The 17,308-nt window shown below is 73.7% G+C and carries 16 protein-coding genes and 1 riboswitch; of the genes, 5 read left to right on the top strand and 11 right to left on the bottom strand.

The features are described 5' to 3' along the window. Positions 1–2: 2 nt before the first annotated feature. Positions 3–1,028 (bottom strand): LacI family DNA-binding transcriptional regulator, encoded by a 1,026-nt coding sequence (locus ADK86_RS39170; protein WP_053700930.1) that lies wholly within the window; start codon positions 1,026–1,028, stop codon positions 3–5. 223 nt (positions 1,029–1,251) lie between these two features. Here ADK86_RS39170 and ADK86_RS39165 point away from each other — a divergent pair, with 223 nt between their 5' ends. Further along, a complete protein-coding gene (locus tag ADK86_RS39165; protein ID WP_053700929.1) occupies positions 1,252–2,211 on the top strand; it encodes a carbon-nitrogen hydrolase in 960 nt (319 codons plus the stop codon). Between the two features lie 6 nt (positions 2,212–2,217). Here ADK86_RS39165 and alaS read toward each other — a convergent pair whose 3' ends face one another. The 3 genes from alaS to ADK86_RS39150 all read right to left on the bottom strand — a co-directional run bounded on the left by alaS (position 2,218) and on the right by ADK86_RS39150 (position 6,996). After that, positions 2,218–4,875, bottom strand: coding sequence for an alanine--tRNA ligase (alaS, locus tag ADK86_RS39160; RefSeq protein WP_053700928.1), 2,658 nt, complete (start codon positions 4,873–4,875; stop codon positions 2,218–2,220). Positions 4,876–4,924: 49 nt separating this feature from the next. Next, on the bottom strand, positions 4,925–5,977 hold the full coding sequence (tsaD, locus tag ADK86_RS39155; RefSeq protein ID WP_053700927.1) for a tRNA (adenosine(37)-N6)-threonylcarbamoyltransferase complex transferase subunit TsaD: 1,053 nt from the start codon (positions 5,975–5,977) through the stop codon (positions 4,925–4,927). A 185-nt stretch (positions 5,978–6,162) separates the two neighbouring features. Further along, complete coding sequence (locus ADK86_RS39150; RefSeq protein ID WP_063789190.1) at positions 6,163–6,996, bottom strand: histidine phosphatase family protein; 834 nt, start codon at positions 6,994–6,996, stop codon at positions 6,163–6,165. A 120-nt stretch (positions 6,997–7,116) separates the two neighbouring features. Further along, positions 7,117–7,260: riboswitch (cobalamin riboswitch) on the top strand. A gap of 33 nt (positions 7,261–7,293) precedes the next feature. Between ADK86_RS39150 and ADK86_RS39145 the strand changes: the two genes are divergently transcribed. The 3 genes from ADK86_RS39145 (at position 7,294) to ADK86_RS45875 (ending at position 8,833) form a co-directional block, all read left to right on the top strand. Continuing rightward, the gene (locus ADK86_RS39145) at positions 7,294–7,512 is read left to right on the top strand and encodes a CbtB domain-containing protein (RefSeq protein ID WP_003984672.1); all 219 of its coding nucleotides are present in this window, start codon (positions 7,294–7,296) and stop codon (positions 7,510–7,512) included. Between the two features lie 14 nt (positions 7,513–7,526). Next, positions 7,527–8,294, top strand: coding sequence for a CbtA family protein (locus ADK86_RS39140; protein WP_053700926.1), 768 nt, complete (start codon positions 7,527–7,529; stop codon positions 8,292–8,294). An 83-nt stretch (positions 8,295–8,377) separates the two neighbouring features. Next, positions 8,378–8,833, top strand: a complete 456-nt coding sequence (locus tag ADK86_RS45875) for an eCIS core domain-containing protein (protein ID WP_107088674.1) — start codon at positions 8,378–8,380, stop codon at positions 8,831–8,833. A gap of 288 nt (positions 8,834–9,121) precedes the next feature. Here ADK86_RS45875 and ADK86_RS41940 read toward each other — a convergent pair whose 3' ends face one another. After that, complete coding sequence (locus tag ADK86_RS41940) at positions 9,122–9,544, bottom strand: CAP domain-containing protein (RefSeq protein ID WP_053700925.1); 423 nt, start codon at positions 9,542–9,544, stop codon at positions 9,122–9,124. A 650-nt stretch (positions 9,545–10,194) separates the two neighbouring features. Between ADK86_RS41940 and guaD the strand changes: the two genes are divergently transcribed. Next, on the top strand, positions 10,195–11,568 hold the full coding sequence (guaD, locus tag ADK86_RS39130) for a guanine deaminase (protein ID WP_053700924.1): 1,374 nt from the start codon (positions 10,195–10,197) through the stop codon (positions 11,566–11,568). A gap of 50 nt (positions 11,569–11,618) precedes the next feature. On the opposite strand, the gene ADK86_RS39125 is transcribed toward guaD, so the two are convergent. From ADK86_RS39125 to ADK86_RS39100, 6 genes are all read right to left on the bottom strand, one after another. Further along, entirely contained in the window at positions 11,619–12,956 is a 1,338-nt protein-coding gene (locus tag ADK86_RS39125; RefSeq protein WP_053700923.1) for a hypothetical protein, read from the bottom strand. Beyond that, the gene (locus tag ADK86_RS39120) at positions 12,953–13,762 is read right to left on the bottom strand and encodes an ABC transporter ATP-binding protein (protein ID WP_053700945.1); all 810 of its coding nucleotides are present in this window, start codon (positions 13,760–13,762) and stop codon (positions 12,953–12,955) included. The genes ADK86_RS39125 and ADK86_RS39120 overlap by 4 nt, the downstream gene beginning before the upstream one ends. 143 nt (positions 13,763–13,905) lie before the next feature. Then, the gene (locus ADK86_RS39115) at positions 13,906–14,790 is read right to left on the bottom strand and encodes a zf-HC2 domain-containing protein (protein WP_199834558.1); all 885 of its coding nucleotides are present in this window, start codon (positions 14,788–14,790) and stop codon (positions 13,906–13,908) included. Positions 14,791–14,915: 125 nt separating this feature from the next. Next, positions 14,916–15,563, bottom strand: a complete 648-nt coding sequence (locus ADK86_RS39110; RefSeq protein WP_053700921.1) for an RNA polymerase sigma factor — start codon at positions 15,561–15,563, stop codon at positions 14,916–14,918. A 98-nt stretch (positions 15,564–15,661) separates the two neighbouring features. Then, entirely contained in the window at positions 15,662–16,255 is a 594-nt protein-coding gene (locus ADK86_RS39105) for an NAD(P)H-dependent oxidoreductase (protein ID WP_053700920.1), read from the bottom strand. A 72-nt stretch (positions 16,256–16,327) separates the two neighbouring features. Then, a complete protein-coding gene (locus ADK86_RS39100) occupies positions 16,328–16,888 on the bottom strand; it encodes a glycoside hydrolase family 25 protein (RefSeq protein WP_053700919.1) in 561 nt (186 codons plus the stop codon). Between the last annotated feature and the right edge of the window lie 420 nt (positions 16,889–17,308).

The raw sequence follows: 17,308 nt of genomic DNA, 5'->3' as shown, positions 1-17,308 counted from the left end.
CGTCAGGCCGGCTGTTCCTCCGCCGTGCCCGTCAGCCGGGTGGACGCCCGCACCCGCAACTCCCACTCGTGGTGACGGACGGTCTCCGGCGCCGCCCGCCCGGCCAGGATGTCGCAGAGCAGGGCGGCGCAGGCCCGCCCGTACGCGTCCGGGCGCAGGTCGATCGCCGTCACGGGCGGCGCGCTGCCGCGCAGGGCCGCGCCGTCCACGCAGGACGCGACGAGCAGGTCCTGTCCGACCGTCCGGCCACTCTCGGAGGCAGCCCGCAGCACGCCGACGGCGGCCCCGTCGGGCGCGCACAGCACCGCGTCCACGGCCGGATCGTCCGCCAGGAGGCCCGCGGTGGCGCGTGCCGCCTCGTCCGGGGTGGCGGCGAACGGCACGGTCCGTACGGCGACGTCGCACCCGTACGTACGGCCCCAGTCCGCCGCCGTGTCCCGCAGCGCGGTCGCCCACGCGGAGGTGCCGGCGGGCGCGAGCAGGGCCGGGCGCCGGGCCCCCGCCGCGCGTACATGGTCCAGCAGCGCGGTCAGCGAGGCGGCGTTGTCGCAGACCACGGCCCCGACCGGGGCGGTCGCCGGGCCGAGGTAGCGCTCGCCGGTGACCACCGGCACGCCCGCGTCGAGCAGGCCGGACACCGCCTCGTCGGCGGCCTCGGGGTCGATCACCAGCAGGCCGTCCACGCGCGAGGCGAGCCGCCCGGCGGCCCCGCCGCCGGGCGCCAGCAGCACCACGTCCAGGCCGTCCTCCTGGGCGCGGGTCACGGCGCCGAAGGCGAGCGTCATGTAGTAGTCCAGCCGGGTCGCGGTGCGCGGCAGGTGCAGGCCGAGCGCGCCGGTGCTGGCCCGGCGGAGGCGGCGGGCCGCGCTGTTGGGCCGGTAGCCGAGCCGGTCGGCGACGTCGCGGACCCGGCGGCGGGTCTCCTCCGCCACTCGGCCGGACCCCTGGAGCGCGTCGGAGACGGTGCTCTTGGAGACCCCGGCGGCCCGTGCGACATCGAGCAGGGTCACGGTGCGGCGGCTGGTCACGGGGCGCAAGTTTAGAGGGCGCTTCTCCCGGGGTGCCCGCACGCTCCATCTCTGCCGGACGGGTGCGGCGTCCTGAAGCCTGCGGACAGGCAGGCAGGAGTCGGGAGGGGTCGGCACCGCACGCCCCCCCTTGCCGGAACGTTCCGGCACTCGTACATTGCTCCCTGCCGGAACGTTCCGGCAGCCCCGCGTACCTGCTCTGCCGCACCCCGGGAGCCCCGCCATGCGTGTGATCACCGCCCTCACCCCGCCCGCCTCGCCGGCCCGCACCCGCCCGGCCGAGCGCGACCCGCTGCGCGTCGCCCTCGTACAGCAGCGGTGGCACCGCGATCCCGACGGGCACCGTGCCGCCCTCAAGGAGGGCATCCGCCTGGCCGCCGCCGAAGGCGCCCGCGTCGTCTGCCTCCAGGAGCTGACCCTCTCGCCGTACTTCGCGGTGGTCCGCAAGGACGACCACCCCGAGCCCGCCGAGCCGGAGGATCTGCGCACCGGGCCGACCGTCTCCTTCGCCGCCGAGGCAGCGCGCGAGTACGGCGTGCACATCCACGCCTCGCTGTACGAGCGCGCCGACCCCGAACCGGACCCGGACGGCACCGTGACGCCCGACGGCCTCGGCTACAACACCGCCGTCCTGGTCGCCCCGGACGGCACCCTCGCGGGCCGTACGCGCAAGACCCATATCCCCGTCACCGAGGGCTACTACGAGGACCACTGGTTCCGGCCCGGCCCGGCGGGCGCCGACGCCTTCCCCGTCCACACCGTCGAGCACGCCGCTTTCGGCCTGCCCACCTGCTGGGACCAGTGGTTCCCCGAACTGGCCCGCGCCTACTCGCTGGCCGGTGCCGACATCCTGGTCTACCCGACCGCAATCGGCTCCGAGCCGGGCCACTCCGGCTTCGACACCCAGCCGCTGTGGCAGAAGGTGATCATCGGCAACGCCATCGCCAACGGCACCTTCATGATCGTCCCGAACCGGATCGGCACCGAGGGCCCGCTGACCTTCTACGGCAGCTCCTTCATCGCCGACCCGTACGGCCGCGTCCTGGCCCAGGCACCCCGCGACGAACCCGCCGTGCTGGTCGCCGACCTGGACCTGGACGCCCGCCGCGACTGGCTGGAACTGTTCCCGTTCCTCACCACGCGCCGGCCGGACGCGTACGGGGCGCTGACGGAGACGAACTGACCGCCGTTACGCCTTCTCCGCGACCAGCTTCGGCAGCGCCGCCAGCGTCTCGGGCAGCTCGCCGGCCGGCAGCCCGCCGCCCTGGGCCAGTTCTGGGGAGCCGCCGCCGCGTCCGTTCAGCAGGCGTTTGACGAGGTCCGATGCCGAGGCGCCCGTTTCCTTGCCGGCCTTGTTCAGGGCGACGACCAAGGCCGCCTTGCCGTCCGTGGCCGAGCCGACGGCCACGGCGGCGGGCTGGCCGGTGGGCATCCGGTCCCGTACGGCCAAGGCCAGCGCGCGGGCCTCGTCGGCGCCGCCGTCGGCGGTGGCGGTCACCACCCGGAAGGCGCCCGCCTGTACGGCGGAGTCGGCCAGCCCGGCGGCGCGCGCCGCGGTGGCCTGCTGCCGCAGTCGCTGGTTCTCCCGGTCGGTGGCCTTCAGGCGCTCCAGCAACCCGGCCACCCGGTCGGCGAGTTCGGCGCGCGGTGCCTGGATCTGCTCGGCGATCCGGGCGACCAGGTCGCGTTCGCGGGCGAGGTAGCCGAAGCCCTCGATGCCGACGGAGGCTTCCAGGCGGCGCATTCCGGCGCCCACGGAGGATTCGGCGGTGAGGGCGACGACGCCGACCTGCGAGGCGTGCTCGACATGCGTACCGCCGCACAGTTCGCGCGACCAGGCGCCGCCGATCTCCACGACGCGCACCTTCTCGCCGTACGTCTCGTCGAAGAGCGCGAGCGCGCCCAGCTCCTTGGCCTCCGGGAGCGTCATCCACTTCACGTCGACCGGCAGATCGCGGCGGAGCGCGCGGTTGGCGGCCTCCTCGATGTCGCTGCGGACGGTGGCGGACAGGCCGCCGCGCCACGGGAAGTCCAGGCGCAGGTAGCCGGGCCGGTTGTACGAGCCGGACTGGAGGGCCGTCGGGCCGAGGATCTCGCGGAGGGCGGCGTGCAGTACGTGCGTACCGGAGTGGGCCTGGCGCGCGCCGAGCCGCCACTCGGGGTCGACGGCCGCGTGCAGGGCGTCGCCCAGGGCGAGTTCACCGGCGGTGACGCGGATCTGGTGGGCGACCAGGCCGGGGAGCGGACGCTGCACGTCTAGCACCTCGGCCTCGACCGAGGTACCGGAGAGGCGGCCCGCGTCGCTGTCCTGGCCGCCGGACTCGGCGTAGAAGGGGGTGCGGTCGAGGACGACGGTGACGATGTCGCCCTCGCGGGCCACCGGCACCGGCCCCTGGGCGCCGAGCAGCGCCAGCACCTTGGAGTCGGTCTCCAGGGCGTCCCAGGCGCGCCAGTCGGTGGGCCCGTGTTCGTCCAGGACCGTGCGGAGCGCGGACGTGTCCACGGCGCCGCCCGACTTACGGGCCCGGGCGTCGGCGCGGGCCCGCTCGCGCTGCTCGCGCATCAGCGCGGCGAAGCCCTCGCGGTCCACCTCGACGCCCTGTTCGGCGGCCATCTCCAGGGTGAGGTCGATGGGGAAGCCGTAGGTGTCGTGGAGGAGGAACGCCTGCTTGCCGGGGAGCGACCGGCCGCCTTCCTCCTTGACCTTGCCGACGGCGGTGTCCAGGACGGCGGTGCCCTGGCGCAGCGTCGCGCGGAAGGCGTCCTCCTCGCCCGCCGCCTGGCCGGCGATCCGCTCGTAGGACTCGGCGACCTCCGGGTAGCTGGGCGCCATGCAGTCGCGGGCGACCGCCAGCAGTTCGGGCAGCGCGCGCTCCTCGTAGCCGAGCTGGCGCATGGAGCGGACGGCGCGGCGCATGATGCGGCGCAGGACGTAGCCGCGGCCCTCGTTGCCGGGGGTGGTGCCGTCGGCGAGCAGCATCAGGGCCGTACGGACGTGGTCGGCGACCACGCGCAGCCGTACGTCGTTGTGCTCGTCGTCGCCGTAGCGGACCCCGGCGAGTCCGGCGGCACGGTCCAGGACCGGGCGGGTCTCGTCGATCTCGTAGAGGTTGTCGACGCCCTGGAGGAGGGTGGCCATCCGCTCCAGCCCCATGCCGGTGTCGATGTTGCGGCGGGGGAGTTCGCCGAGGATCGGGTAGCCGGACTTTCCGGTGCCCTCACCGCGCTCGTACTGCATGAAGACGAGGTTCCAGAACTCCATGTACCGGTCCTCGTCGGCCTCCGGGCCGCCCGCCCGGCCGTACTTGGGCCCCCGGTCGTAGTACAGCTCCGAGCAGGGCCCGCACGGGCCCGGCACGCCCATCGACCAGAAGTTGTCCTCGTCGCCGCGCGAGACGATGCGCTCCTCGGGCAGGCCGGCGATCCGCCGCCACAGGCCGCGAGCCTCGTCGTCGGTGTGGTGCACGGTGACCCAGATGCGGTCCGGGTCCAGGCCGTAGCCGCCGTCGGCGACCGGCGTGGTGGACAGCTCCCAGGCGAAGCGGATGGCGTCTTCCTTGAAGTAGTCGCCGAGCGAGAAGTTGCCGTTCATCTGGAAGAACGAGCCGTGCCGGGTGGTCTTGCCGACCTCCTCGATGTCCAGCGTCCGCACACACTTCTGCACGCTGGTCGCGCGCGGCCAGGGCGCCGCCACCTCCCCGGTCAGGTACGGCTTGAAGGGCACCATGCCCGCGTTGACGAACAGCAGCGTCGGGTCCGGCGTCGGCAGCGGCGCGCTGGGGACGACGGTGTGGCCGCGCTCGGCGAAGAAGTCGAGGAAACGGCGGCGGATCTCGGCGGTACGCAAAGGGGGCTCCGGGACGGTCGGGGAGGCGGAAGGGCGGTTGCGGCGGCCGTTACGCGGCGGCCTGCGCCGCCCTGGCCACCGGGTGCAGGGCCGCGTACTCCAGCGGCGCCGACGGGTCGATCGAGAGGTTCAGCGGGGCCGGTCCGGCGCCCGCCCGGACGAGCAGGTCACCGACGGCGGCGATCATGGCGCCGTTGTCCGTGCACAGCCGCAGGGGCGGTACCCGCAACGTAATGCCCGCCGCCCGGCAGCGCTCCTCGGCGAGGGACCGCACGCGCGAGTTGGCGGCCACGCCGCCCACCACCACCAGGGTGCCCACGCCGTGCTCCTTGCAGGCCGCGACGGCCTTGCGGGTCAGTACGTCGGCCACCGCCTCCTGGAGGGAGGCCGCGCCGTCCGCGACGGGCAGTTCGCCGCCGGCGTGCCGTTCGGCCCAGCGCGCGGCGGCCGTCTTCAGTCCGGAGAAGGAGAAGCCGTACGGATCGTCGCGCGGCCCGGTCAGCGGGCGCGGGAACGCGACGGCCTTCGGGTCGCCCTCGCGCGCTGCCCGGTCGATCGCCGGTCCGCCCGGGTACGGCAGGCCGAAGACCCGCGCGACCTTGTCGAAGCACTCCCCGGCGGCGTCGTCGAGGGTGTCGCCGAGGTGCACGATCGGATCGCGCGCCAGGTCCCGTACGAGGAGGAGGGAGGTGTGCCCGCCGGAGACGATCAGCACCATGCAGGGATTCGGCAGCGGGCCGTGCTCCAGGGTGTCGGCGGCGACGTGCCCGGCGAGGTGGTGCACCCCGTACAACGGCACGCCCAGCCCGTACGCCAGGCCCTTCGCACCGGCCAGGCCGACCTGGAGGGCGCCCGAGAGACCGGGCCCGGTGGTCACGGCCACCGCGCCGATGTCGCCCATGGTCAGGCCCGCCTCGTCGAGGGCGCGGCGCACGACGGGCGTGAGGGAGTGCACATGGGCACGGGCCGCGATCTCCGGCACGACGCCGCCGTAACGCGCGTGCTCGTCCATGCTGGACGCCACCGCGTGCCCGAGCAGCCGCCCGTCCCGGACGAGCCCGGCCCCGGTCTCGTCGCACGACGACTCGATCCCCAGCACCACTGGAGAGCCTGGAGATGCCACCGCACCGCTCCTTCGTGTCCCTGGTACGCGCGTAACGGTGTACGCGGGTACCCGCCCGATTCGTTATTGCGAGCTATGTGCAATAACGGGTTCCGTCCAGGATACGGCGGTCCCTGCGCGTGGTTAGGGAGCCCGGGGCGCCGTCCCCTGCCCGGGGCCCTGGCCTAGGTTCCCGGTCGCCTGTCCGGGTTTCCGGGTCCTCTGCTCGGGGCCCTGCCCGGATTCCCTGGCGTCTTGCCCGGGGTCTCGGGTTCCCTGCCCGGATTCCCTGGCGTCCTGGCCGAGGTTCCCGGCCGCCTGTCCGGGTTCTCGGGCCCCTGCCCGGCTCCCTGCCCGGATTCCCTGGCGTCTTGCCCGGGGTCCCCGGCCGCCTGTCCGGGTTCTCGGGCTCCCCGCCCGGCCCCCTGCCCGGGGTCCCCGGCCCGCTGTCCGAGCTCCCCCGCCACCCGGACGTTCCACCGCCCGTCCCGCCCGCTCAGCGCCGTCACGGTCAGCGGCGGTACGTCCACCCGCCAGAAGGACGACGGCGGTGCCCCCAGGGCGCACACCACCGCCGCACGCACGACGTCCGGCTCCACTACGGCCACCACCCGGCCGCCCTCCGCCGCGAGGCCGGTCAGCCAGTCCGTCACCCGGCCGAGGAACCGCGTCAGCGGCTCGCCGCCGTGCGCCGTGCTGTCCGGGTCGGCGAGCCAGGCCGCGACGCCCTCCGCTTCGGCGGCCAGCACGTCCTCCAGGGCCAGTCCCCGCCAGCGGCCCATCGCGCATCCCGCCGCGCCGGGGTCCGGCGCCGCCCGCAGTCCGAGGGCTTCGGCCGTCTCCTCGCAGCGCGCGGACGGGGAGGTCAGGGCCCGGTCGGCGGGCAGCGCGGCAGCGGCGGGACGGGCGGCGCGGGCGCGGCGCAGCCCGGCGGGCGTCAGGGCTTCGTCCGCCGGGAAGCGCACCGCGTGCAGGGCGTCGTCGAAGGACGGTGAGACCAACGTCACCCGGGTTGTCATGCGCACCTCTCATCGTCGCGTCCTGGCCGCGCGAATCCGATGGCGCACAAGGGGTACGGCAGGGCGCCCGCCCGCCACCGTGCGCCCGTCGGGGCACCGGGGCCCCTTGGCCCGGCCGCCGCCACGCGGTACGTTCCCGATGATATTGACGATGACATGACGGAAGCCGGTGGAATTCCGGCGCGGTCGCGCCACTGTGAGCCCGGACCGGTCCCGTACGGGGCCGCCGGACGAGCCAGACCCGTCTGTCGCGACGACCCACTGTCCGGGACGCGTGATTTCCCAGGAGGTTCTGCCATGGCCCAGTCCGTCGCCCCGCCGACCACCGGCCCCGCCGCACCCGCCACCCTGCCGATCAGGACCGTACTGCCCTGGGCGGTCTTCGGCGGGCTGCTGATGCTCGTCCTGCTCTACTTCGTCGGCGCCGAACAGGGCGCCACCTCACTGCTCTCCGGCACCGACGTGCACGAGTGGGTCCACGACGGACGCCACCTGCTCGGCTTCCCCTGCCACTGACCGGGGGCGCGCACATGAACTCCGCCACCGTCAGATCCCTCCTGGTGCGCGGCATGCTGGCCGGCCTCGCCGCCGGCCTGCTCGCCCTGCTCGTCGCCTACCTGCTGGGCGAGCCCCAGGTCGACGCCGCCATCGCGTTCGAGGACGCGCACGCCCACGGCCACGAAGACGCCGTGGAGGTCGTCGGCCGCGGTGTGCAGTCCACCCTGGGCCTGGCCACCGGCGTCCTGGTGTACGGCGTCGCGCTGGGCGGGATCGCCGCCCTGGCCTACTGCTTCGCGCTGGGCCGCGTCGGCCGCTTCGGCCCCCGCGCCACCGCGCTGCTGCTCTCGGGTGCCGCCTTCGCCGCGGTCTACTTCGTACCGTTCCTGAAGTACCCGGCCAACCCGCCGTCCGTCGGCGACCCCGACTCCATCGGCCAACGCACCGCGCTGTATTTCCTGATGATCGCCCTCAGCGTGCTGCTGACCGTCGCCGCGGTCATCCTCGGCAAGCGGCTCGCACCCCGCCTCGGCAACTGGTACGCCACGGTCGCAGCGCTGGCCGCCTTCGCCGTGGCCGTCGGCCTCGCCTACGCGTTCCTCCCGGCCGTCAACGAACTGCCGCACGACTTCCCCGCCCTGCTGCTGTGGAAGTTCCGCGTCTCCGCACTCGCCGTCCAGCTCGCCCTGTGGGCCGCCTTCGGCCTGCTCTTCGGCGAACTGGCCGAACGTGCCGTACGGCCGCGCGGGGCCGCCGCGCCGAGCGGGGCGGATGGGGCGGCTGTGTCGTCGGCGCACTGAGCAGGGGCCTCGTCCGCACGGTGCGGGGCTGCCGCCGGGACGGCCCGCCTGTCTGAAAGGGCCTGCCCATGGGGGAGTGAGGTCTGCCCCGGCGGCGCTTCCGCGTTCTCGCCCGGCGTCGGGGGGAAAGGCGGGAGTTCCCTGGCGCCTCGGAGGAGGAAGCGTGCGGTCGCACGAGCGCGAGCACGGGCACGGGCACGAGTCCGGCGAGGCGGTGGGGCGGTTCCTGGCGTGGTTGGCCGCCGTCGACAAAGCCATCCGGTCCGCCTCGCATCCGCCGCGCGTCCGCTCGACGCCGCATTCCGGAAGGACATGGAGGTGCGCGGCATTCAGCGCGCGACTCTCGACGCGGTTCGGGTTCACGGGTTCACAGCGGTCCCGAGGCTCGCGATGCGGCGGCTCTGGTCAATGCCAAGGCATTCACCACTGAGCATCACATGGTCGACGGCGGCAATGTGACCCGCGATGACTGGACGCATGAACTGGGGCATGTGGTGGGCCCAGGCCGCCGCGGGGAATGGACAACGGCGCGGGCCTGAGCATTTCGGCCCCCAAGGACAGCGGCGAGCAATACGTGGAAGGGTTCTCCGACTGGGCCAGGTCCGCCCCGGCGTCCGCCGGTCCGTCCGTGCAGCGGACGGTGGCCGGCGATGGGCCTCACCAGCACGGACCGGGATGCGGCCACGGCCAGGAGCTCAACCGGACCATGGCCGTTCAACGCGCTCCCGCCGCCCACTACGCCCCGGGGGGAGGTCAACGTGACGCTTCCCGAGTGACCCCGCAACTCCCGGCCATAGTCGGAAGCCGCTGCGCCACGGCACCTGCCCTCACGACGGAACGGCCAGCAGCAGCGTCCACCACGGCCCGCGCCCGCCGGTGCCGGTGTCGATCCCCACGCCCGCGTGCCGGTACGCGCAGTCGGTCAGCACCACCCGGTGTTCCGGACTGCGGGCCCAGTCCCGCACCACCTCGGCGGCCCCGCGCTGGCCGCGTGCGATGTCCTCGCCCGCGCGGCGCCAGTCGTAACCGACGGCCGAGAGCCGGTTGCCGGGCCCGGAACCACCGCGCTCCCGGTGGGAGAGCGAATCGTCGCGGGCCATGTGCGCGCTGTGCCGCTGGGCCGCCTCCGTGACCGTACGGTGCGACCGCACGGGCCGGCACCCGGCCCTCGCCCGCTCACGGTTGACCAGCCGGATGACCGCCTGCCGGGTGGCTTCGACGTTACGGGGGACGCGGGCGACGGCGTGCACTGCCTGTACGTCATGGGCAGCGAGCGGCGCGCCGGGCGGGGCGGCTACAGCGCGCCCGCTTGGAGGGGTGGCCACAGCGCGTCCGTCCGGGGGAGTCGCCAGGGCGCGTCCGCCCACCGTGAGTCCCGCCAGGATCAGCAGGGCCACCAGGGCCCGTACTGCGTACCAACCGGTGCGTTGGCCTGCGGGGCGTCGGCACCACCCGATCGCCGTCCTGCCTCGGTTGGCTGTGTGTCCCTGCGGTTCGCTCGTTGTCGTGCCCCGGTCCGTTGTGCGTCCCCGCCGCCCGTTCGTCGTGCCCCGGCCCGCCGTGCCTCCCCGCCGCCCGCTCGCCGTCGTACCCCGGCCCGCCATCCCAACCAATTCGGCCCCTGTTCCTCGCCTGCCACCGGCTGGGGCGACCCGTCGTCCGGCTGCTGCCGTGCCCGCCGTACCCGATCCCGTCTCCGTCGTACGGTCCGAGTCGTACGGTCCGGCACGGCCCGGCGGCCTGGTCACCCGCTCACAGTCTTGCCGCCCCCGCCCCCACCTCTGTCGCCCGCGGCCGATACCCGACCCGTTCGGCTGTACGGAGGCCCGCCCGGCTGACGCGGAGGACGTAACCGACGTACCCCGGTCCGTTTCCGCCCGGAACGGGTACGCGCCCGCACATGACCACCAGCACGTCTGCCGCCGCTCCCGCACCCACCCCGGACTCCGCCCCCATCGCCGTCCGCGGCCCCCTCGTCCGCTTCCGCGCCGACCCCTTCCGCACCGGCAACGCCGACGCCCTCGTCCACGAGGCGGACGGGCTGCTGATCTGCGAGGGCGGCCGGGTCACCGCCGCAGGTCCGTACGCGGCCCTGCGCGACCGGCTGCCGCCCGGCACCGAACCGGTGCACTACTCAGGCCACCTGATCACCCCCGGCTTCATCGACGCCCACACCCACTACGTGCAGAAGGAGGCCATCGCGGCCTTCGGCGCCCAGCTGCCCGACTGGCTCGACCGCACCTATGTCACAGAGGAGCGCTTCGCTGACGGCTCCCACGCCCGCCGAGTCGCCTCCTCCTTCTGCGACGAGCTGCTGCGCAACGGCACGACCACGGCCCTGGTCTTCGCCTCCGTGCACGCCGACTCGGCCGACGCGCTGTTCGAGGAGGCGACCCGGCGCGGTATGCGCGTCGCGGCCGGCAAGGTGTGGATGGACCGCAACGCGCCCGACGCCCTGCTCGACACGGCCCAGCGCGCTTACGACGAGTCCTCGTCGCTCATCCAGCGCTGGCACGGCAAGGGCCGCAATCTCTACGCCATCACCCCGCGCTTCGCCCCCACCAGCACCCCGGACCAGCTCGAAGCGGCGGGCGCCCTGCGCGCGGCCCACCCCACCACCCTCGTACACACCCACATCTCGGAACACCGCGACGAAATCCCCTGGGTCTCCTCCCTCTTCCCCGACCGCGACGGCTACCTGGACGTCTACGACCACTACGGCCTGCTCGGCCCCCGCACCGTCCTCGCGCACGGCATCCACCTCACCCCCGCCGAGCGCGACCACTGCGCCCGCTCCGGCACGGCGGTCGCCCACTGCCCGTCCTCCAACCTCTATCTGGGCAGCGGCCTCTTCCCCCTCCGAGAGGCCAAGGAAGGCGACCACCCGCTCACCGTAGCCCTGGGCACTGACATCGGCGCCGGCACCAGCTTCGCCCTCCTGCAGACCATGCGCGACGCCCATCAGGTCGCCAAGCTGCGCGAGCACTCCCTCGACGCGGTCAAGTCCTTCTACCTCGCCACCCGCGGCGGCGCGGAGGCCCTGTGCCTGGCCGACACGATCGGCTCCCTGGCACCCGGCCAGGAAGCCGACTTCACCGTCCTGGACCCACAGGCCACACCCCTCCTGGCCGACCGCACCACCCAGGCCGACACCATCGAGGACCTTCTCTTCGCCCTCACCGTCCTCGGCGACGACCGCGCCGTACGGGCCACGTACACGGCGGGCAGGCTCGCGTACGACCGGGACGCGGAGGCGCCGTTCATGACGGACTGAGACCGGGAGACGGCGACGCCGCTCGGGGAGCTACGAGAGGGGCCTCCCGCCTACAACTGAGGCACCTTCCGCGCATCACAGCTCCCGCGCGACGCGAAGTAGCGGCTCAGCCATGCCCGCCGCCGCTCGTCGTCCATCGAGGCGAGGTGCCGAAGGGCCAGCGCGTCCGCTTCGGAGCGGGCGATGGCCTGCTCATCGCTCTGCTCCCGGGCCAGCCGCGCCCACGACGCCCGCCGCCGGTCGCTGAGGCCGTTGGAGACCAGCCAGTCCCGTACGGCACCGTCCACCCGATCGAACCGGGCGGCCTCACAGGCGTCACCGCGCGCGGTCAGCCCGGCCGCCGCTTCCCAGGCGAACCGCTCCGGGTCGGCCAGTCGCCCCCGTACGACGCTCTGACCTCGGAAGAGCTGCGGCAGTTGGGCCTCATCGGGCCCGGGCGCACGCCGCAGGTCCTCGAAGCGGACCGGCGCGTTCCGTACTCCGGCCAGGCGGCCCGTGATGCCGGACAGGGCCCGCGACACCTGAGGCAGCAGGTTCTTGTCCAGCGCGTTGACGCACACCCGCGGCGCCGAGTTGTCGCACACCTGGCGCGCGGCCACCGGATCCGGCCGCCACGCGCGGTCTCCCGCCTGTACGAGGAGTACGGCTGCGCAGGCCGCGGCGGCGAGGGGAAGCAGCCCGGCCCAGCGCCGACGGGCGGCGTACGCAAGAACGGCCGCCACCGCGAGCCCGCCCGTCCACCCGGCCATCGCCACCGGCTGCCACCAGGCGGGCAGCGCCTCTCCGGTCCCGTCCTCCACGGACGGGATCAGGAAGCGGACGGCTGTCTCCCGGTAGGCGGGCAGGGCCAGCACCGCGTACATGAGCCCGGCGAACACGGCCGCGGCCGACCGCCACCGTACGAGCCGCCCGACGACCATCGCCCCCGCCGCTGTCGCGGCCAGGAACACCGCGTCCGCCACGACCGGCAGCACGAGGGGCGAGAGCGACGGCCCGGCTGAGGCGTACGGCCATGAGGCCGCCACCGTCCCGGCCGCGGCGAGCACATAACCGACGACGACGGCGACCATGACGGGCGGCGCGGCGACAGCGAACTGCGCGAGCGGGCTCCGCGCCGCGGCGATCCGGAGGCCGTCCGTGCGGCACCGCCGCTCCCGTCCACCGTGCCAGCAGCCGATGGCGGCGACGAGGGGACCGCCGAGCACGGTGGCAGCGGCGTGCAACGTGATGCGGGTCGTTCCCCAACTCCCCTGCCACTGATCCGCCTTCGACACCATGACGATCGCCAGGGTGAGGAAGACGACGATCGCGGCCCAAGGGGCGACGCTGTGGCGCGATTCGGCGCGGAGGGGCTGGGGGCAGGGGCGCGGGAGGGTGGTGGAAGTCATCGGCGAGCCCTCGGGGGAGTGGCGGTCGCGGCGCGGTGGGCACGGAGTACGGCCGTATAGCCGCGCTCGGCGGGACTGCCGCCCAGGCCGCCCAAGCCACCCGTTTCGTCCGCCCCGTCCGCCCCGTCGTCCGTACCGTCCGCAGCCCCTTCCCCCGCAAGCGACTCCGGCGTACCGCGATAGACCACCCGGCCGCCTTCGAGAAGCGTGACCCCCGTACACGCCACCGCGACGTCCTCCACCAGGTGCGTCGACACGACCACCGTCCCGGAGGTGCCCAACTCCCGCAGCAACGCCCGGAACTCGACACGTTGCTCCGGATCGAGCCCGTTGGTCGGCTCGTCGAGCAGCAGGATCTCCGGATCGTTGACGATGGCCTGCGCGATGCCGGCCCGCCGCACCATGCCACCGGACAGCGTCTTCATCTTCGCGTCGATACGGTCCGCCAGCCCGACCCTCGCCACGGCCCGCTCGACCGCCGCCCCGGCCCGCTCGCCCGGCACCTCCTTCAGCCACGCCACATACGCGACGAACTCCCGCACCGTGAAGCCCGGATAGAACCCGAAGTCCTGCGGCAAGTACCCGATTCGGCGCCGGACGGCGGTCAGCTCCCGGTGGCCCGACACCTCGCGGCCCAGAAGCGTGACGCGTCCGGCGGTGGGCCGGGAGACCGTGGCCAGCACCCGGATCAGCGAGGTCTTCCCGGCCCCGTTCGGGCCGAGGAGGCCGTGCACCCCTGGGGCGAGGCCGAGGTCGATTCCGCCGAGGGCGATGGTTCGGCGGTGGCGGACGGTGAGGTTGGAGATGTGGATGGTGGGGGTGTTTGTGCTGGGATTGGTGTCGTGCCTGGCTGGGTCGTCTTTCCCGATACCGCTCGCCGTATCGCCCTGCATGGCGTCGATGCCCCCGCTTCTCGTATTCACGGATTCCGTATGTGCGGATCTCGTATTCACAGGTTCTCCAGCCGATTGCGGCGCAGGAGTACGAGCCCGGCGCCCAGCACCGCGACCGCGGCCCAGCCGCCCTGCGCCGCGCCCCCGGACAGGTACCGGGCCAATTGCTCGGCGAGCGCCCGCGCCGGAAACACCCCGGCGCCTCCGCGGCCCCCGGCCTGCGCCGCGAGCACCGGCAGCAGTACGGCGGACGTCCACCCCGCCGCGACGATCCCGGCAGCGATACGGCACCCGACGTACGACCCGAGCGCCAGCGCCCCCACCGTCAGCGCCAGGCCGGGCAGCAGCCAGGCCGCTGCGCCGGGCAGTCCTGGCGCCCCCGGCAGCAGGGCGCCCACCGACGTGAGCAGCGGCAGGCTCACCCCGAGGACGGCCGCGGCCCTGGTCAGCAGCAGCCGCAGCCCGCCGGACGGCGACGCGGCGCTGATCTCGTACATCGGGTCGGCGTGCGGCCCGTACGAAAGCGCCACCCCGGCAACCGGCAGTACGGGCGCGAGCGCGAACAACAACGGCCGCGCCCCGGCGAAGCCGCCCCCGTACGCGAGCCCGGCGGCCACCGCGCACACCAGCAGCAACGCCACCAGCCACGGGCCGCGGAGCGCGGGCCCGGCGGCCCAGAGGGCGCGGGTGAGGGGGGTGGCGGGTGGCCGGGTCGGCGCCTTCGTCCCGCGCGCTGCTGAGACCCCCGCCGTCTCCGCCACCACGGTTAGCAGCGCTCCCCGTACCTCTCCCAGCACGTCCCCGGCGGGCGCCGTCGCCCGGACCGCCGCCGAGACCGTGGCCGCACACCGAGTACAGCCCTCCACATGCTTCTCCAGCGCCCACGCCTCGGGCTCGGGAAGCGCGCCGTCGGCGTACCGCGCGCTCGCAGCCACATCCACATGCCGACTGGCCGGGCCCACATGCCGACTGGCGGGGGCCACGCGTCGACTGGCCAGGCCCACGCGCCGACTCGCCAAGCCCACGCGCCGACTGGCGGGGCCCTCACCCATACCCTTTACGCCCGTCACGCGAGCCCTCCCATCGAACCCATCGAAACGTGGCTGTTCCGCGAGCGGTCGACCTCCGCCCGCAGTTCGCGGCGGGCGCGCATGGCGCGGGTCTTGACCGTGCCCTCCGGTATGCCGAGCAGGCGGGCGGCCTCGCGGGTGGTCAGCCCGTCGACGACCGTGGCGCGCAGCACTTCGCTCAGCTCGGGTGCGATCCGGCGCAGGGCGGCGCCCACCTCGCCGTACTCCAGCCGGGACAGGACGCGCTCCTCGGCGGACGGTTCGGCCCCCGGCGCCTCGTGCCCGACGTGTCCGGTCCGCTCGGTCCGCTCGGCCTGCTCGGCCCGTTCCGTCCGCGCGTACGCCCGCCGCGCGTCCACCAGCCGACGCGCGGCGATCACCCAGAGCCAGCCGCCGGACCCGCCGTCGCGCCGGGGCGCTCCGCGGTAGGAGGCCGCGGAGCGCCACACGGTGACGAACGTGTCCTGAAGGACCTCGCGTACGGTTTCCGGATCCGCGCAGCGCCGCGTGAGCCGCGCGTGCAGCCACCCGGCGTGCCGGTCGTAGTACGTGGCGAGCGCGGCCTGGTCCCCGCGGGCGACGGCGCGGAGCAGGGCGGTGTCGTCGTCATCTCGGTCTGCCCTCGCGGGGCGGAACAGTCTCACATTCTCTCTATCGCCCCGCCGTGCCCGAGCGGTTCACGCGTACGCGCACGTACGTAAAGCCCGGCTTCCGGAGCCCTCCCACCCCGGTGGCCGCACCCTCAGGAAACCAACGCCGCCGCCAGGCCCCTCGCCTCCTCCAACCACGCCTCACGCTCTCCCTCGGTGGAGTCCGAGACCGTACGGAAGACATGCCGCCGTACGTCCGAGACCCCCACGTACGGCAGGACGCACGCCGCCCAGATCCGCTGCAACGGGTCGCCGAACTCCCGCTCCTCCCGCTCGGCGGGTGTGTCGGACGTGTTCAGTACCAGCGCCCGGCCGGCCGACAGCAGCCCGACGGGTTCTCCGTCCGCTGTACCCAGCTTGTAGGCCACACCGGGCGCCAGCACGCGCTGCACCCAGCCCGTCAGTACGGCCGGCGGCATGCCCCACCAGTTCGGGTGGACGAAAATCAAGACGTCCAGCGTCGCCAGTTCGGCACGGTGCCGCGCCGTCCAGGTGTCGTCCGGATCGCCGGCCGCCCGCACCGCCCCCGTACCGTCCGCGGGCAGCAGCGGGTCGAACCCCTCGGCATACAGGTCGTGTGTGACGACCTGGCAGTCCCGGCTGCCCAGCTCCGCCGCGACGGCGTCGGCCAGCGCGTGGTTGAAACTGCCCGGACGCGGATGCGCGAGATATACAGCGGCCTTCATCGGCCCGCCCCCCGTAGCTCGATCACGAATGCGGCTGTGCAGCCTTGTGCGGCCTTCAGGATGCCGTGCCCCTTACGCCTTCTCTCCGGTGGCCCACTTCTTCAGTGCCTCCCGGTTCTCGAACCGCGCCACGTTCTTGTCCACCGGCCGGTTGGTGTGCTGATGAACCAGCCACTTCCCCTTGATACGCGGCTTGCCGGGCGAGACGTAGTCGGCGATCCAGAGCCCGTCCCCGGCGTACGACGTGGTGTCGTGGCCCTTCCAGAAAGACACGTTGGTGTACAGGAGTACGCGGTGATGCGGCCGCAGCCTTTTCACCTCGCGCAGGAACTGGTCCTTCTGCGCACCGCTCGCGTGCGTACCGGAACTCGTCGTCTCCCAGTCGACGGCGAGCAGTTCACCCTCCTTGGCCCCGCACTTCTCGACGAAGTACTCGGCCTGCGCGGCGATGTGACCCGGCCAGAGGAAGTGGTAGAAGCCGACCACACACCCCGCGTCCCGGGCTTTGGCCGCCTGATCGGCCCGGTGCGGACTGGCGTACGAACGCCCCTCGGTCGCCTTGATGAACACGAAGTCCTGCCCTGCGGCATCGAAGGAGGACTGATGGGCGGAGATGTCGATTCCATGCAGCATGACGTGCCTTTCGGTGGGGAGCGAAGAAATACGGCGGCGAGGAATGTCGGCTGCGGAATCCGGTCCCAGCTACGGGAGGTATGCCTAGGTACGGGAGCCGCGCCTACGTACGGGAACGGCAACCGATCACGCACCAACCCGCGCGTGCCCGCCACCTGCTACCCGCTGCCTAGCTATCCCCTACCCCCGCTATCTCCTCCCCGCCCGCTACCCACTTCCTCTCCCTGTCTCAAGTGGGTACACGGCGGGGAGGCCCGCGCGATCCGGTAACGGCGCCGATGCCCCACCGGCCCGCCCCTTCACCCCCATCACCGCGCTTTCCTCAATACGTTCTCCCTCTTACATTCCCCACGATCCCCTCCCTTCACCCCCCACCAGTCAACAACCCGGGGCATTCGCGCGCGCCCCCTTCTCCCACTC

Origin of the sequence: Streptomyces sp. NRRL F-5755 (assembly GCF_001279365.1) — a bacterium.
Classification (GTDB): domain Bacteria; phylum Actinomycetota; class Actinomycetes; order Streptomycetales; family Streptomycetaceae; genus Streptomyces; species Streptomyces rimosus.
Note: the sequence above shows the minus strand (reverse complement) of the source record. Positions and strands in the feature narration are given on the sequence as shown.

Bases quoted from the DNA above. Each gene is read 5' to 3' on its own strand.
- ADK86_RS39125 (WP_053700923.1), bottom strand. From the start codon at position 12,956: ATGACTTCCACCACCCTCCCGCGCCCCTGCCCCCAGCCCCTCCGCGCC.
- ADK86_RS39105 (WP_053700920.1), bottom strand. From the start codon at position 16,255: ATGAAGGCCGCTGTATATCTCGCGCATCCGCGTCCGGGCAGTTTCAAC.
- ADK86_RS39100 (WP_053700919.1), bottom strand. From the start codon at position 16,888: ATGCTGCATGGAATCGACATCTCCGCCCATCAGTCCTCCTTCGATGCC.
- ADK86_RS39140 (WP_053700926.1), top strand. From the start codon at position 7,527: ATGAACTCCGCCACCGTCAGATCCCTCCTGGTGCGCGGCATGCTGGCC.
- ADK86_RS39165 (WP_053700929.1), top strand. From the start codon at position 1,252: ATGCGTGTGATCACCGCCCTCACCCCGCCCGCCTCGCCGGCCCGCACC.
- ADK86_RS39150 (WP_063789190.1), bottom strand. From the start codon at position 6,996: ATGACAACCCGGGTGACGTTGGTCTCACCGTCCTTCGACGACGCCCTG.
- ADK86_RS39145 (WP_003984672.1), top strand. From the start codon at position 7,294: ATGGCCCAGTCCGTCGCCCCGCCGACCACCGGCCCCGCCGCACCCGCC.
- guaD (WP_053700924.1), top strand. From the start codon at position 10,195: ATGACCACCAGCACGTCTGCCGCCGCTCCCGCACCCACCCCGGACTCC.